Origin of the sequence: Citrobacter sp. wls829, assembly GCF_005280825.1 — a bacterium.
In the GTDB taxonomy this organism is placed as follows: domain Bacteria; phylum Pseudomonadota; class Gammaproteobacteria; order Enterobacterales; family Enterobacteriaceae; genus Citrobacter; species Citrobacter gillenii.
In genome coordinates, this window is record NZ_SZWP01000066.1 from 170,106 (window position 1) to 185,950 (window position 15,845).

12 protein-coding genes and 1 other annotated feature are annotated in these 15,845 nt (G+C 53.6%); of the genes, 8 read left to right on the forward strand and 4 right to left on the reverse strand.

Features of this window, described 5'->3' with window-relative positions; all coding sequences use genetic code 11:
* Positions 1-118: 118 nt before the first annotated feature.
* Both acrB and acrA read right to left on the reverse strand, forming a co-directional pair.
* A complete protein-coding gene (gene acrB, locus FDW88_RS13565) occupies positions 119-3,268 on the reverse strand; it encodes an efflux RND transporter permease AcrB (RefSeq protein WP_096758039.1) in 3,150 nt (1,049 codons plus the stop codon).
* 22 nt (positions 3,269-3,290) lie between these two features.
* Positions 3,291-4,484, reverse strand: a complete 1,194-nt coding sequence (acrA, locus tag FDW88_RS13570) for a multidrug efflux RND transporter periplasmic adaptor subunit AcrA (protein WP_096758038.1) — start codon at positions 4,482-4,484, stop codon at positions 3,291-3,293.
* Positions 4,485-4,625: 141 nt separating this feature from the next.
* Here acrA and acrR point away from each other — a divergent pair, with 141 nt between their 5' ends.
* Together acrR and mscK are read left to right on the forward strand one after the other, a co-directional pair.
* A complete protein-coding gene (gene acrR, locus FDW88_RS13575; RefSeq protein ID WP_096758037.1) occupies positions 4,626-5,270 on the forward strand; it encodes a multidrug efflux transporter transcriptional repressor AcrR in 645 nt (214 codons plus the stop codon).
* 126 nt (positions 5,271-5,396) lie between these two features.
* Positions 5,397-8,762 (forward strand): mechanosensitive channel MscK, encoded by a 3,366-nt coding sequence (gene mscK / locus FDW88_RS13580; RefSeq protein ID WP_115259200.1) that lies wholly within the window; start codon positions 5,397-5,399, stop codon positions 8,760-8,762.
* A gap of 46 nt (positions 8,763-8,808) precedes the next feature.
* On the opposite strand, the gene rsmS is transcribed toward mscK, so the two are convergent.
* Positions 8,809-8,970, reverse strand: coding sequence for a pleiotropic regulatory protein RsmS (gene rsmS / locus FDW88_RS13585; RefSeq protein ID WP_137362740.1), 162 nt, complete (start codon positions 8,968-8,970; stop codon positions 8,809-8,811).
* Between the two features lie 14 nt (positions 8,971-8,984).
* A complete protein-coding gene (gene priC, locus FDW88_RS13590; protein ID WP_096758033.1) occupies positions 8,985-9,512 on the reverse strand; it encodes a primosomal replication protein N'' in 528 nt (175 codons plus the stop codon).
* 69 nt (positions 9,513-9,581) lie between these two features.
* On the opposite strand from priC, the gene FDW88_RS13595 reads away from it, so the two are divergent.
* The 6 genes from FDW88_RS13595 (at position 9,582) to htpG (ending at position 15,822) form a co-directional block, all read left to right on the forward strand.
* Positions 9,582-9,959 (forward strand): DUF454 family protein, encoded by a 378-nt coding sequence (locus FDW88_RS13595; RefSeq protein WP_096759456.1) that lies wholly within the window; start codon positions 9,582-9,584, stop codon positions 9,957-9,959.
* Positions 9,960-10,153: 194 nt separating this feature from the next.
* The gene (gene apt, locus FDW88_RS13600; protein ID WP_096758032.1) at positions 10,154-10,705 is read left to right on the forward strand and encodes an adenine phosphoribosyltransferase; all 552 of its coding nucleotides are present in this window, start codon (positions 10,154-10,156) and stop codon (positions 10,703-10,705) included.
* A gap of 209 nt (positions 10,706-10,914) precedes the next feature.
* Positions 10,915-12,840, forward strand: coding sequence for a DNA polymerase III subunit gamma/tau (dnaX, locus tag FDW88_RS13605; protein WP_137362741.1), 1,926 nt, complete (start codon positions 10,915-10,917; stop codon positions 12,838-12,840).
* Positions 12,173-12,237 (forward strand) — a sequence feature (DnaX frameshifting element). (Overlaps the previous gene by 65 nt.)
* Positions 12,841-12,902: 62 nt before the next feature.
* Positions 12,903-13,232, forward strand: coding sequence for a YbaB/EbfC family nucleoid-associated protein (locus FDW88_RS13610; protein WP_046276079.1), 330 nt, complete (start codon positions 12,903-12,905; stop codon positions 13,230-13,232).
* Positions 13,232-13,837, forward strand: coding sequence for a recombination mediator RecR (recR, locus tag FDW88_RS13615; protein WP_096758029.1), 606 nt, complete (start codon positions 13,232-13,234; stop codon positions 13,835-13,837). Before FDW88_RS13610 ends, recR begins: the two co-directional genes overlap by 1 nt.
* A 110-nt stretch (positions 13,838-13,947) precedes the next feature.
* On the forward strand, positions 13,948-15,822 hold the full coding sequence (gene htpG, locus FDW88_RS13620; protein ID WP_117342134.1) for a molecular chaperone HtpG: 1,875 nt from the start codon (positions 13,948-13,950) through the stop codon (positions 15,820-15,822).
* The last annotated feature ends 23 nt before the right edge of the window (positions 15,823-15,845 follow it).

Sequence of the window (15,845 nt, forward strand, 5' to 3'; positions counted from 1 at the left end):
GCCTACAGGGATTATATCGCTTATTCACTCGGCAGAAAATAAACGTAATCACAATAAGTGATTTTTATGATTTTTCCAGAAAAAAGGCCGCTTGCGCGGCCTTTTCATTAGCGATGAATCAATGGTGATCAACCGGGTGGCTGTGTTCAACATCTTCATTCTTGCGGCTAAAGCGGCGGCGAACCACCACAAAGAACACTGGAACGAAGAAGATAGCCAGTACGGTTGCTGTAACCATCCCGCCCATTACGCCAGTACCAACGGCGTTCTGCGCGCCACTCCCTGCGCCGGAGCTGATAACCAACGGCATGACGCCAAGAATAAAGGCCAGCGAGGTCATCAGGATCGGACGTAAACGCATACGAACTGCATCCAGCGTCGCCTCGATCAACCCTTTACCCTCTTTATCCATCAAGTCTTTGGCGAATTCGACGATCAATATCGCGTTCTTCGCCGACAACCCAATGGTTGTGAGCAGGCCTACCTGGAAGTAAACGTCGTTAGTTAATCCGCGGAACGTCGCGGCCAGCAACGCACCGATAACCCCCAGCGGAACCACCAGCATAACGGAGAACGGAATTGACCAGCTCTCGTACAGTGCTGCCAGACACAGGAAGACGACGATCAGTGAAATGGCATACAGGGCCGGAGCCTGGTTGCCAGACAGTCGTTCCTGATAGGACATCCCGGTCCAGTCATAGCCGATACCGGACGGCAGTTTGCTTGCCAGTTGCTCCATCATTGCCATGGCTTCACCGGTACTTTTACCCGGTGCGGCCTGGCCTAAGATTTCCATGGAAGGCAGACCGTTATAGCGTTCCAATCGCGGTGAACCATATTCCCAACGTGAGGTAGAGAAGGCGGAGAACGGTACCATTTGTCCATCGCTACCGCGAACGTACCAGTTTCCAATATCTTCCGGCAACATACGGTATTCCGCTTCAGACATGACGTAAACTTTCTTCACACGACCGCGGTCGATGAAGTCGTTCACGTAGCTTCCGCCCCATGCTGCACCCAGCGTTGTATTAATATCACTAATGGAAACGCCCAGCGCCTGCGCTTTTTCCTGATCGATATCGATCTTGAACTGCGGCGTATCTTCCAGGCCATTAGGACGAACACCGACCAACAGATCCGGATGCTTGGCCACTTCACCAAACAGCTGGTTACGCGCCTGTGTTAGTTTGTCATGGCCCAAACCACCCTGGTCAATCAACTGGAAGTCAAAACCAGTTGCGGTACCCAGTTCGACAATCGCGGGCAGGTTAAAGGCGAAGACCATCGCATCTTTAATCTTCGAGAACGCCCCCATCGCGCGAGCGGTGATTGCCTCGACCTTGTTCTCATCACCCGGACGTTCGCTCCAGTCTTTTAACGACACGAAGGCAATACCGGTGTTCTGACCGCGTCCCGCAAAACCGAAGCCGTTAACGGCAAATACCGATTCAACGTTATTTTTTTCTTTGGTCAGATAGTAATCCGTCATTTCGTCCAGCACCTTCTGGGTACGCTCTTGCGTAGCACCTGCAGGTAGCTGAGCCATGGACAGGAATACCCCCTGGTCTTCATCCGGCAAGAAGGAGCTTGGCAGGCGAACGAACAGATAAGCCATGCCGACGACAATGATCAGATACAGCGCCAAATAACGACCCGTACTGCGCAGAATGCCGCCAACGCTGTCGGTATAGTGGTTGGTGCTCTTATCGAACATGCGGTTAAACCAGCCGAAGAAGCCTTTTTTGCCTTCTCCGTGATCGCCCTTAGCGATCGGTTTGAGCATGGTGGCACAAAGAGCCGGCGTCAGAATCAACGCCACCAGTACTGACAACGCCATTGCAGAAACAATGGTGATGGAGAACTGACGGTAGATTGCCCCGGTAGATCCGCCAAAGAATGCCATCGGGATAAATACCGCTGACAGCACCATCGCGATGCCCACCAGTGCGCCCTGAATCTGGCCCATTGATTTACGCGTCGCTTCTTTCGGCGGCAGTCCTTCCTCCGCCATAACGCGCTCAACGTTCTCGACCACCACGATGGCGTCATCCACCAACAGGCCGATGGCGAGCACCATCCCGAACATCGTCAGGGTGTTTATCGAGAAGCCGAAAATGGCCAGCACTGCAAAGGTACCCAGCAAGACCACCGGTACGGCAATGGTCGGAATCAACGTCGCGCGGAAGTTCTGCAGGAACAGATACATAACCAGGAACACGAGGATGATTGCTTCCACCAGCGTTTTCACCACTTCGTGAATTGAGATTTTCACGAACGGCGTGGTGTCATACGGGTAAACAATTTTCAGGCCTGATGGGAAGAACGGCTCCATCTTCGCCAGTTCAGCGCGGATGGCGCTAGCGGTATCCAGGGCGTTAGCACCTGTCGCCAGTTTGATACCCAGACCGGAAGCCGGTTTGCCGTTAAACTTCGCAATGATGTCGTAGTTTTCGCCACCCAACTCCACTTTCGCCACGTCACGCAGACGAACCTGAGAACCGTCCTGATTCACTTTCAGCAGAATTTTGCTGAATTCATCGGCAGAGGTCAGACGGGTTTGCGCGATGATTGACGCGTTAAGCTGCTGGCCTTTCACCGGTGGCGTACCACCTAACTGACCGGCTGCAACCTGGGCGTTCTGCGCTTTAATGGCGTTGATCACATCAACCGGCGTCAGCTGGAAGTTGTTCAGTTTGTTCGGATCCATCCAGATACGCATTGCGTACTGGGAACCGAACAGCTGAACGTCACCCACACCTGAAGTACGGCTGATGGCGTCCTTCATGTTAGCGCCCACGTAGTCTGAAATATCTTCCTGGGTCATGGTGCCGTTGGTGTTGATAACACCGACAACCATCAGGAAGCTACTTGAAGACTTCTCTACGCTAACCCCTTGTTGTTGAACTTCCTGAGGCAGTAACGGCATCGCCAGCTGCAGTTTGTTCTGTACCTGCACCTGTGCGATATCCGCATCCGTACCTGACTGGAAGGTAAGGGTGATCTGCACGGTACCCGTGGAGTCACTGTTGGAGGACATGTACATCAGGTTATCGATACCGTTCATATTCTGTTCGATAACCTGCGTAACAGTATCCTGTACTGTTTTCGCATCAGCGCCAGGGTAGGTCGCGGAGATCGTCACTGCAGGCGGTGCAATAGTTGGATATTGCGCTACCGGCAATTTGAGGATCGCGAGCCCCCCTGCCAACATGATGATAATGGCGATCACCCACGCAAATATGGGGCGATCGATAAAGAAATTAGGCATGTCTTAACGGCTCCTGTTTAAGTTAAGACTTGGACTGTTCAGGCTGGCTACCGCTTGCGGCTTGCTGGTTGTTATCCGCGGTGACTTCCTGCGCTTTTACCTGCGCGCCTGGACGTACTTTTTGCAGCCCCGTGACAATCACGCGGTCGCCTGGCTTAAGTCCTTCTGTGACCAACCATTTATCGCCAATTGCTTGTGCTGCCACAATCTGGCGGGTTTCCACTTTGTCATCAGCACCGATAACTAACGCGCTGGCTTCACCGCGCGGTGTACGGGTTACGCCTTGCTGCGGAACCAGTATTGCCGTTGGGTTGATCCCTTCTTCCAGACGAGCACGGACGAACATACCCGGCAGTAAGGTGTGATCCGGGTTAGGGAAGATGGCGCGCAGCGTGATAGAACCGGTGGTCTGATCAACTGTCACGTCAGAAAACTCCAGCGTACCGGACTGCGGGAATTTAATGCCGTCGCTGGTCACCAGTTCCACTTTCGCTTTACCGTTCTCTTGCTTCAGCTTGCCGTTCGCCAGCTCTTGTTTCAGTCGCAGGAAATCGTTGCTTGATTGTGTGACGTCGACATAGATCGGATCCAACTGCTGTACGGTTGCCAGCGCGGTCGCCTGACCGTTTTGCACCAAAGCACCTTCCGTAACGGCAGACTTACCAATACGGCCGCTAATTGGCGACGTGACTTTGGTATACGCCAGGTTAATACGCGCCGTTTCTACTGCGGCTTTCGCGGCAATAACGGCCGCATTTGCCTGTTGCGCATCGGCCTTGGCGGTATCGTATTCCTGTTGACTGATGTACTTGGTACCCAACAGTTTCTGATAACGATTCACCGTCAACTGAGCGATATTAGCTGCCGCCTGCGCTTTAGCCAGATCGCCTTTTGCACTTTCATATGCGGCCTGGTAAGTAGCAGGATCAATCTGATAGAGAGACACTCCCGCTTCAATGTCACCGCCTTCTGTGAAATTACGCTTCAGGATGATGCCGCTAACCTGAGGGCGAACTTCTGCAATGCGGAAAGCACTGGTGCGACCCGGGAGTTCAGTTGTTATCTGTAGAGGTTCAGCTTTGAGCGTCACAACTCCAACCTCTGGCATCTGCTGGCCCCCTTGTTGGGCCTGTTTGTCGTCACATCCTGTTAGCGCTAAGCTGCCTGAGAGCATCAGAACGACTGCCAGAGGCGTTAACCCTCTGTTTTTGTTCATATGTAAACCTCGAGTGTCCGATTTCAAATTGATCAATGGCTTAAAGCCTATAAACCCATTGCTGCGTTTATATTATCGTCGTGCTATGGTACATACATTCACAAATGTATGTAAATCTAACGCCTGTAAATTCACTAACATATGGCACGAAAAACCAAACAACAAGCGCAGGAAACGCGTCAACACATTCTCGATGTTGCTCTGCGTTTGTTCTCGCAACAAGGGGTCTCTTCCACCTCGCTTGCAGAGATCGCAAAAGCCGCTGGCGTCACGCGTGGTGCAATCTATTGGCATTTCAAAAACAAGTCGGATTTATTCAGTGAAATCTGGGAGCTGGCAAAACCCAATATTGATGAACTAGAGTCTGAGTATCAGGCAAAATTCCCTGACGATCCACTATCAGTATTAAGAGAAATTTTAGTTTACGTTCTTGAAGCTACCGTGACAGAAGAACGCCGGCGTTTGCTGATGGAGATTATATTCCACAAATGCGAGTTTGTCGGGGAAATAGCCTCTGTTCAGTTGGCACAACGTAGCCTGTGTCTTGAAAACTATGATCGCATCGAGCAAACCCTTCGCAACTGTATGAACGCAAAAATGTTGCCGGAGAATCTGAACACGCGTCGTGTGGCGGTGTTACTGCGCAGCTATCTTTCCGGCATTTTAGAAAACTGGTTATTTGCACCAGAGTCTTTTGATCTGAAAAAAGACGCGCGTGAATATGTCGCTGTGCTGCTGGAAATGTGTCTGCTGTGCCCTACGCTTCGCGTGCCTGAGACCTGCTGACCAGAGGGTTTCACTCCAGGAATTTTCCTGGACATTTTCACCCCCGCTATTTTGTCCATCACAGCCGTGATATTCTAGCTGCTTGACTATTTTCGGTCACTTTTCTGGTTAGAAACATTCATCCTCATGACTATGTTGCAGCTTTATAAACGTTCACAGCATCTCATTGCTATTACCATTATTTTCTTCATTCTATTGCTGTCTTGCCAGTCATCAGCATTTGCGCGAGCGCAACAGAATGGCGAACTGCCGACGAAAGCGGATATTCAGAGCCAGCTAGACACGCTGAATAAACAAAAAGACCTTTCTGCGCAGGATAAATTGGTTCAGCAGGATCTCATCGATACCCTCGCCACGCTCGATAAAATTGAGCGCGTGAAGGACGAGACCGTTCAACTACGCCAGAAAGTGGCCCAGGCGCCGGAAAAAATGCGCGAGGCGACGGCGGCGTTAAATTCGCTCAGCGATGTCGATAATGACGATGAAACGCGAAAAACCCTGAGCGCGCTCTCTCTGCGACAACTCGAGTCGCGCGTCGCCCAGGTGCTGGATGACCTGCAAAGCGCGCAAAACGATCTGGCCGCTTATAACAGCCAACTGGTCTCGTTGCAGACGCAGCCTGAGCGCGTGCAAAACGCGATGTACACCGCCTCGCAGCAAATGCAGCAAATCCGCAATCGCCTGGATGGAACCAGCGTTGGCGAGGCGGCATTACGCCCCAGCCAGCAGGTGCTGCTTCAGGCGCAGCAGGCGTTGCTGAATGCGCAAATCGACCAGCAGCGTAAAAGCCTGGAGGGCAACACAGTTTTGCAGGATACCCTGCAAAAACAACGGGATTACGTGACGTCCAACACCAACAGGCTCGAACATCAGCTCCAGTTGCTGCAGGAAGCGGTGAACAGCAAACGTCTGACGTTAACCGAAAAAACCGCGCAGGAAGCAGTGACGCCAGATGAAGCGGATCGTATCCAGACCAATCCGTTGGTAAAACAGGAACTGGATATTAACCATCAGCTTAGCCAGCGCCTGATTTCCGCCACGGAAAACGGCAACTCACTGATGCAGCAAAACATTAAAGTCAAAAACTGGCTTGATCGTGCGCTGCAATCGGAACGCAATATTAAAGAACAAATCGCTGTGCTGAAGGGCAGTCTGCTGCTATCGCGCATTCTGTATCAGCAGCAGCAAACGCTGCCGTCGGCAGACGAACTTGCTGATATGACTAACCGCATTGCCGATCTGCGTCTGGAGCAATTTGAAGTTAACCAGCAGCGTGATGCACTGTTCCAGAATGATGCCTTCGTTGCCAAACTGGAAGAAGGGCACAGCAATGAAGTGAACGGCGAAGTTCATGATGCGCTGCTGCAGGTTGTGGATATGCGCCGTGAACTGCTGGACCAGCTGAATAAGCAGTTGGGAAATCAGCTGATGATGGCGATTAACCTGCAGATCAACCAGCAGCAGTTAATGAGCGTGTCGAAGAACCTCAAGAGCATCCTCACTCAGCAAATTTTCTGGGTTAACAGCAACCGCCCAATGGACTGGGATTGGGTGAAATCCTTCCCGCAAACGCTCAAAGACCAGTTTAAATCGATGAAAATCACCGTGAACTGGGAAAAAGCCTGGCCGGCGGTGTTTATCGCATTCCTGGCCGGTTTGCCGCTGCTGTTGGTAGCCGGGCTTATCCGCTGGCGCCTGAAGTGGCTGAAAGCGTACCAGGCGAAACTCGCCGCCGCGGTGGGTAACTTGCGCAATGACAGCCAGCTCAACACACCTAAAGCGATACTGATCGATCTGATTCGCGCCTTGCCGGCATGCCTGATTATCCTTGCCGTGGGCTTGATTCTGCTGACTATGCAACTGAACGTCAGCGATCTGCTATGGGCATTTAGCAAGAAAATGGCCGTCTTCTGGCTGGTGTTTGGCCTGTGCTGGAAGGTGCTGGAAAAAGACGGCGTGGCGATCCGCCACTTCGGCATGCCCGCGAAACAGACCAGCCACTGGCGTCGCCAGATTGTGCGTATTAGCCTGGCACTGCTGCCGCTGAATTTCTGGTCGGTGGTCGCTGAGCTTTCGCCTCTCAATCTGATGGATGATGTGCTTGGGCAGATTGTTATTTTCTTTAACTTGCTACTTATTGCCTTCCTGGTATGGCCAATGTGTCGTGAGAGCTGGCGTGATAAGGAATCTCACGGTCTGCGCCTGGTGACGATAACCGTATTGTCGATTATTCCGATCGCGCTAATGGTGCTGACGGCGACCGGTTATTTCTATACCACGTTGCGTTTATCCGGTCGCTGGATTGAGACCGTATATCTGGTGATCATCTGGAACCTGCTGTACCAGACGGTGCTGCGCGGATTGAGCGTTGCGGCGCGCCGAATTGCCTGGCGTCGTGCACTTGCCCGTCGTGAGAACCTGGTGAAAGAAGGGGCCGAAGGCGCCGAGCCGCAGGAAGAACCTACCATTGCGCTGGAGCAGGTCAACCAGCAAACGCTGCGTATTACCATGCTGCTGATGGTGGCCCTGTTTGGCGTGCTGTTCTGGGCTATATGGTCCGATCTGATCACCGTGTTCAGCTATCTCGACAGTATCACGCTCTGGCATTACAACGGCACAGAAGCCGGTGCCGCGGTGGTGAAAGATGTCACTATGGGCAGCCTGCTGTTTGCGATTATTGCCTCAATGGTGGCCTGGGCGCTGATCCGCAACTTACCGGGTCTGCTGGAAGTGTTGGTGCTGTCGCGCCTGAAAATGCGCCAGGGCGCATCGTATGCGATCACCACAATCCTCAACTACGCGATCATTGCCATCGGTGCGATGACGGTCTTCGGGTCGCTCGGCGTATCGTGGGATAAATTGCAGTGGCTGGCCGCTGCTCTGTCGGTCGGTCTCGGTTTTGGCTTACAGGAAATCTTTGGTAACTTTGTCTCGGGTCTGATCATTCTGTTCGAACGCCCGGTGCGTATCGGCGATACCGTCACGATTGGCACTTATTCCGGAACAGTCAGTAAGATTCGTATTCGTGCGACCACCATTACCGACTTTGATCGCAAAGAAGTGATCATCCCGAACAAAGCGTTTGTGACCGAGCGACTGATCAACTGGTCGCTTTCAGATACCACCACGCGTCTGGTGATCCGCATTGGGGTCGCTTACGGTTCAGATCTCGATAAAGTGAAGAAAGTGCTGCTGCAGGCGGCAATGGAACACCCGAAAGTGATGCACGATCCTGAGCCAGCCGTGTTCTTCACCGCCTTCGGTGCCAGCACGCTGGATCACGAACTGCGTCTGTATGTCCGTGAACTGCGCGACCGCAGCCACACGGTTGATGAACTTAACCGCGCGGTTGACCGCTTGTGCCGTGAAAACAACATTGATATCGCCTTTAACCAACTCGAAGTGCACCTGCACAACGCCAAAGGGGATACTGTGACTGAAGTTAAGCGCGACATCATCAACGGTGATGATCCGACGCCTTCAGTAGGCTAATAGGAAATGTGATTGCCTGATGGCGCAGCGCCATCAGGCAATCCTGCTACCGTTCTTTTTTGGATGATGTGAGCTGTTTCGTTTCATAATCCCGCTTAACGATCTCTAGTGCTTTCAGCACGGTTTCAGGCGCAACCTGATTCTCTTCAAGTAAGACAATCAAATCGACGGCCAGTTTGACTTCGTCCGGGGCGCTTTCAAGTGACATACATTCTCCGACGATTAACGGGTGATACGTGCGAGCACGTTTTCTATTCTTTCCAGCGCATGGCGACAGCGTGCCAGACGCGCCTCGAAGGCTTCCACTTCTCGTAGCAGGCGCTGCTGCTCCTCAAAATTAGTTGCCCGAGCCAGTTGGGCCTTACGTTCGCGTGTCATCTCGACCAGTCGGCGCTCATATTCCTGATGTTGAACGCGTTTGCGCTGCCAGCGGGCAAGCCCTGGCGACGCGCTGTCCCATTCTCTGAGCGACCAGGTGGCGGTCTCACGGGAAATGGCTTCCAGTTGAGACGCTAAATGTTCAGCCAGCCAGGCTACCTGGGGACGCTGCTGGTGTTCAACGGCATGGCGTAACGCGCTCAGGTTAGCATCGGCTTCATCCAGGCAGGCCTGTAACCGTGTGCTGCGGGTGCGAAAAAGCTGGCGATCGAAACGGGCGCTAAGCGTTGCGTGATGCGCAAGAGGGGCGCAACGCTGCCGCAGGCTGTTGAGCTGGCTTTCGAGCGTCTGAAGCAGCAGGGCGGTTTTCACGATAACACTCCGATGAAAATGAGAACCGTTATGCTAAAGTAGCGATTCTCTGTGTTAAGTATTGATATTATGCGACGCATTATTCTAATCATCATTGGCTGGATAGCGGTAGTGTTAGGCACGCTGGGGGTGGTTTTGCCCCTGTTGCCCACAACACCGTTTATGCTGCTGGCCGCCTGGTGCTTTGCCCGCTCATCGCCGCGTTTTCACGATTGGCTGCTGTACCGTTCATGGTTCGGCGGTTATCTGCGCCACTGGCAGAAACACCGTGCGATGCCGTCAGGGGCAAAGCCGCGCGCCATTGTGTTTATTTTGCTGACGTTTGGCGTTTCGCTGTGGCTGGTTGAGATGATGTGGGTACGCGGACTGCTGTTGGTTATTCTCGCCTGCTTGTTGATTTTTATGTGGCGGATCCCGGTGATTGATGAAGAGCAACAAAAGCACTGAAGCATAATAATCGCTGTTGCAATTGTCTCCCGCAGCCAGTAAATTTGACCGTTTTCGAGCACGGGCGCAGGCGTTCAAAGGTTAAACAGATGTAACCTTTGCTCTTTATATATACAAAAAATCATTCAAGACGCGTCGAGGATGGAGTATATAGTGCGCCGTGAAGTAATACCGTATCAATCAGGCACAAACTTATGACCGCAACTGCACAGCAGCTTGAGTTTCTCAAAGATAGCATCAAAAGCATCAACGACTACCCAAAACCGGGCATTCTTTTCCGCGATGTCACCAGCTTGCTGGAAGACCCGAAAGCTTACGCACTCAGCATTGAACTGCTGGTTGAGCGTTACAAAAATACGGGTATCACGAAAGTTGTCGGCACCGAAGCGCGCGGCTTCCTGTTTGGCGCACCAGTCGCCCTGGGGTTGGGCGTCGGGTTTGTTCCGGTGCGTAAACCCCATAAACTGCCACGCGAAGTAATTGCTGAAAGCTATGAGCTGGAATACGGCACCGATCAGCTGGAAATCCATGTTGATGCTATCAAACCGGGCGACAAAGTTCTGGTTGTAGACGATCTGCTGGCGACCGGCGGAACCATCGAAGCGACCGTGAAGCTGATCCGCCGTCTGGGTGGTGAAGTGACCGATGCGGCGTTCATCATCAATTTGTTCGATCTGGGTGGCGAACAGCGCCTGGAAAAACAAGGGCTGACCTGCTACAGCCTGGTCCCTTTCCCGGGCCACTAAGTCGGACTATCTTTTTTGCCATTTTGGCCCCGGTCAGTGCTCAAAATCCTCACGTACTACGTGTACGCTCCGGTTTCTGTGCGCTGCCCGAAACCAAACTGACTGCAACGATAACGCCCGAATATAACGTGTCAACCTCGCCGTCGCTGCGAGGTTGTGTTAGCATTACTCCCCTGTGAATCCACCCTCCAGCCTTTCAGAGCCTGCCAATGAGTTATCAGGTCTTAGCCCGAAAATGGCGCCCACAAACCTTTGCTGACGTCGTCGGCCAGGAACATGTGCTGACGGCACTGGCTAACGGCTTGTCGTTAGGGCGTATTCATCATGCTTATCTTTTTTCCGGCACCCGTGGTGTCGGTAAAACCTCTATCGCCCGTCTGCTGGCGAAGGGACTCAACTGTGAAACCGGCATTACCGCCACGCCTTGCGGGGTGTGTGACAACTGCCGTGAAATCGAGCAGGGACGTTTTGTCGATCTGATTGAAATTGACGCCGCGTCGCGCACCAAGGTTGAAGATACCCGTGACCTGCTGGATAACGTCCAGTACGCGCCCGCACGTGGACGCTTCAAGGTCTATCTGATCGACGAAGTGCACATGCTGTCGCGCCACAGTTTTAACGCCTTACTGAAAACGCTCGAAGAGCCGCCAGCGCACGTTAAGTTCCTGCTGGCGACTACCGATCCGCAGAAGCTGCCGGTCACTATCCTGTCGCGCTGTCTGCAATTTCATCTTAAAGCGCTGGACGTTGAGCAGATCCGCCATCAGCTTGAGCATATCCTCAATGAGGAACACATCACCCACGAACCGCGTGCACTGCAGCTGCTGTCGCGCGCGGCGGACGGGAGCCTGCGCGATGCGCTAAGCCTGACCGATCAGGCGATTGCCAGCGGCGACGGCCAGGTCTCAACTCAGGCGGTGAGTACCATGCTCGGTACGCTTGACGACGATCAAGCGCTGTCTCTGGTTGAGGCGGTGGTTGCCGGGAATGGCGAACGCGCCATGACGTTGGTTAATGACGCTGCCGCGCGTGGTATTGAATGGGAAGCGCTGCTGGTTGAGATGCTGGCGTTGCTGCACCGAATTGCGATGGTTCAGCTCACGCCTTCCGCGCTCGGTAGCGATATGGCCGCCATTGAACAACGTATGCGCGAACTGGCGCGGACCGTGCCGCCGACCGATATTCAGCTGTATTACCAGACTCTGTTAATTGGACGTAAAGAGCTGCCGTATGCGCCGGACAGGCGTATGGGCGTAGAAATGACGCTGCTGCGGGCGCTGGCTTTTCACCCGCGCGTCCCGCTACCGGAACCCGAAGTCCCTCGCCAGTCGTTTGCACCCGCGGCTCCTACCGCGATCATGGCACCGACACAGGCCCCGGAGCAACAACCTGCGCCTGCGCATCAGGACGTGCCGTTGTCTGAGGCAACCAGCCAGGTGCTGGCTGCGCGTAGTCAGCTGCAGCGTGCTCAGGGAGCGACCAAAGCAAAAAAGAGTGAACCGGCAGCCGCATCCCGCGCGCGGCCGGTGAATAATGCTGCGCTGGAAAGACTGGCGTCGGTGACGGAACGCGTTCAGGCGCGCCCGGCGGCCTCTACGCTGGAGAAGGCACCGGCGAAAAAAGAAGCCTATCGCTGGAAGACGACCAATCCGGTTGCAGAAGTCAAAGAAGTTGTTGCCACGCCAAAGGCGCTGAAAAAAGCGCTGGAACATGAAAAAACACCGGAACTGGCGGCAAAACTGGCGGCGGAAGCCATTGAACGCGACCCGTGGGCCGCGCAGGTCAGTCAGCTTTCATTGCCTAAGCTGGTGGAGCAGGTGGCGCTCAATGCCTGGAAAGAAGAGAATGGCAACGAGGTTCGCCTGCACCTGCGTTCCACGCAGCGGCACCTCAATTCCAGCGGTGCGCAGCAACGACTTGCTGAAGCATTGAGCAGCTTAACGGGCTCAGCGGTTGAATTGACCATCGTTGAAGATGATAATCCTGCGGTGCGCACGCCGCTGGAGTGGCGTCAGGCCATTTATGAAGAAAAACTTGCGCAGGCGCGTGAGTCAATTATTGCGGATAATAACATTCAGACGCTGCGTCGTTTCTTCGATGCGGAGCTGGACGAAGAGAGTATTCGCCCCATTTGATCGTAAGCCATTTTCCATGGTTTTATGGTTGTCATCCCTTAACGTGATTGAGAGAGAAGCCTATGTTTGGTAAAGGCGGTCTGGGTAACCTGATGAAACAGGCCCAGCAGATGCAAGAAAAAATGCAGCAGATGCAGGAAGAAGTGGCCAAGCTGGAAGTGACCGGCGAATCGGGTGCGGGTCTGGTGAAAGTGACCATCAACGGCGCGCATAACTGCCGTCGTGTAGAAATCGACCCAAGCCTGTTGGAAGACGACAAAGACATGCTGGAAGATCTGGTTGCTGCGGCATTCAACGATGCGGCTCGTCGCATTGAAGAAACCCAGAAAGAGAAAATGGCCTCCGTTTCCTCTGGTATGCAGCTGCCGCCTGGCTTTAAGATGCCGTTCTGATGCAAACCAGCCCGCTGTTAACTCAGCTTATGGAAGCACTGCGCTGCCTACCGGGCGTTGGCCCGAAGTCAGCGCAGCGCATGGCGTTCGCGCTACTTCAGCGCGATCGCAGCGGCGGGATGCGTCTGGCGCAGTCGTTAACGAAGGCGATGTCGGAAATCGGCCACTGTGCTGATTGCCGCACCTTCACAGAACAAGAAGTATGCAACATCTGTGCGAATCCGCGTCGCCGGGAAAACGGCCAAATTTGCGTGGTAGAGAGTCCTGCGGACATCTACGCCATTGAGCAAACGGGGCAGTTTTCCGGCCGTTATTTCGTGCTGATGGGACACCTGTCGCCGCTGGATGGCATCGGGCCTGATGATATCGGGCTTGATCGTCTGGAGCAGCGACTGGCGTCTGAGCACATCAATGAAGTGATCCTGGCGACCAACCCGACGGTCGAAGGCGAGGCTACCGCCAACTACATTGCCGAGCTGTGCATGCAATATGACGTTGAAGCCAGCCGTATCGCCCACGGCGTACCGGTTGGCGGTGAGCTGGAAATGGTCGATGGCACCACGCTGTCGCACTCTCTTGCCGGGCGTCATAAGATTAAATTCTGAACAAACGGAAGCCGCGACGGCGGTTTCCGCTTGAAATTATCATTCCCTGTCCCCATTTCACTCTCAACGTGTTTTTACCATTAAAAATGGCATTGTTGAGGTAGATCTACATGAAAGGACAAGAAACTCGTGGTTTTCAGTCAGAAGTAAAACAGCTTCTGCACCTGATGATCCATTCTCTGTATTCCAATAAAGAAATCTTCCTGCGTGAGCTTATCTCTAACGCCTCCGATGCGGCAGACAAGCTGCGTTTCCGTGCGCTGTCTAACCCGGACCTGTATGAAGGTGACGGTGAACTGCGCGTGCGTGTCTCCTTCGATAAAGATAAGCGTACGTTGACCATCGCCGACAACGGCGTGGGGATGAACCGCGATGACGTTATCGATCATCTGGGGACCATTGCTAAATCCGGTACCAAATCTTTCCTCGAATCTATGGGTTCCGATCAGGCGAAAGACAGCCAGTTGATCGGCCAGTTCGGGGTTGGTTTCTATTCTGCATTTATCGTGGCTGACAAAGTCACCGTGCGCACCCGTGCAGCGGGCGACAAGCCGGAGAACGGCGTGTTCTGGGAGTCTGCGGGCGAAGGTGAATACACCGTGGCCGACATTACCAAAGACGATCGCGGCACCGAAATCACCCTGCACCTGCGTGAAGGGGAAGATGAGTTCCTCGATGACTGGCGTGTACGCTCCATCATCAGCAAATATTCTGACCATATCGCCCTGCCGGTAGAGATTGAAAAACAGGAAGAGAAAGACGGTGAAACCGTGGTTTCTTGGGAGAAAATCAACAAGGCTCAGGCGCTGTGGACGCGTAACAAGTCGGAAATCAAAGACGACGAGTACAACGAATTCTACAAGCACATCGCCCATGACTTCACCGACCCGCTGACCTGGAGCCACAACCGTGTGGAAGGTAAGCAGGAGTACACCAGCCTGCTGTACATCCCGTCGCAGGCCCCGTGGGATATGTGGAACCGCGATCACAAGCACGGTCTGAAGCTGTACGTCCAGCGCGTGTTCATCATGGACGACGCCGAGCAGTTCATGCCGAACTACCTGCGTTTTGTGCGCGGTCTGATAGATTCCAACGATCTGCCGCTGAACGTGTCCCGTGAGATCCTGCAGGACAGCACCGTCACCCGTAACCTCCGCAGCGCGCTGACCAAACGCGTACTGCAGATGCTGGAAAAACTGGCGAAAGACGATGCAGAAAAATACCAGACCTTCTGGAAACAGTTTGGCCTGGTCCTGAAAGAAGGTCCGGCGGAAGACCACGCCAACCAGGAAACCATCGCCAAGCTGATGCGCTTTGCTTCTACGCACACCGACTCTTCTGCACAGACCGTGTCGCTGGAAGACTACGTGTCGCGGATGAAAGAAGGACAGGAGAAGATTTACTACATCACCGCTGACAGCTATGCGGCGGCGAAGAGCAGCCCGCACCTGGAACTGCTGCGTAAGAAAGGCATCGAAGTTCTGTTGCTGTCCGATCGCATCGACGAGTGGATGATGAACTACCTGACCGAGTTCGACGGCAAGCCGTTCCAGTCCGTTGCTAAAGCTGACGAGTCTATCGACAAACTGGCGGATGAAGTCGACGAATCGGCAAAAGAAGCTGAAAAAGCGCTGACCCCGTTCGTTGAGCGCGTGAAAAACCTGCTGGGCGATCGCGTGAAAGAAGTGCGCCTGACGCACCGTCTGACCGACACACCGGCTATCGTAACCACCGATGCGGACGAAATGAGCACGCAAATGGCGAAGCTGTTTGCCGCTGCGGGCCAGGCCGTGCCGGAAGTGAAATACATCTTTGAACTCAACCCGGACCACGTGCTGGTTAAACGCACGGCGGATACCCAGGATGATGAGCAGTTTAAAGAGTGGGTTGAACTGCTGCTGGATCAGGCGCTGTTCGCAGAACGCGGCACGCTGGAAGATCCTAACCAGTTTATCCGTCGCATGAACCAGCTGCTGGTGTCGTAATTTCACCACAGATTGAGCATTAC

Bases quoted from the DNA above. Each gene is read 5' to 3' on its own strand.
- recR (WP_096758029.1), top strand. From the start codon at position 13,232: ATGCAAACCAGCCCGCTGTTAACTCAGCTTATGGAAGCACTGCGCTGC.
- rsmS (WP_137362740.1), bottom strand. From the start codon at position 8,970: ATGTCACTTGAAAGCGCCCCGGACGAAGTCAAACTGGCCGTCGATTTG.
- htpG (WP_117342134.1), top strand. From the start codon at position 13,948: ATGAAAGGACAAGAAACTCGTGGTTTTCAGTCAGAAGTAAAACAGCTT.
- FDW88_RS13610 (WP_046276079.1), top strand. From the start codon at position 12,903: ATGTTTGGTAAAGGCGGTCTGGGTAACCTGATGAAACAGGCCCAGCAG.
- FDW88_RS13595 (WP_096759456.1), top strand. From the start codon at position 9,582: ATGCGACGCATTATTCTAATCATCATTGGCTGGATAGCGGTAGTGTTA.
- dnaX (WP_137362741.1), top strand. From the start codon at position 10,915: ATGAGTTATCAGGTCTTAGCCCGAAAATGGCGCCCACAAACCTTTGCT.
- acrA (WP_096758038.1), bottom strand. From the start codon at position 4,484: ATGAACAAAAACAGAGGGTTAACGCCTCTGGCAGTCGTTCTGATGCTC.
- acrB (WP_096758039.1), bottom strand. From the start codon at position 3,268: ATGCCTAATTTCTTTATCGATCGCCCCATATTTGCGTGGGTGATCGCC.
- acrR (WP_096758037.1), top strand. From the start codon at position 4,626: ATGGCACGAAAAACCAAACAACAAGCGCAGGAAACGCGTCAACACATT.
- mscK (WP_115259200.1), top strand. From the start codon at position 5,397: ATGACTATGTTGCAGCTTTATAAACGTTCACAGCATCTCATTGCTATT.
- apt (WP_096758032.1), top strand. From the start codon at position 10,154: ATGACCGCAACTGCACAGCAGCTTGAGTTTCTCAAAGATAGCATCAAA.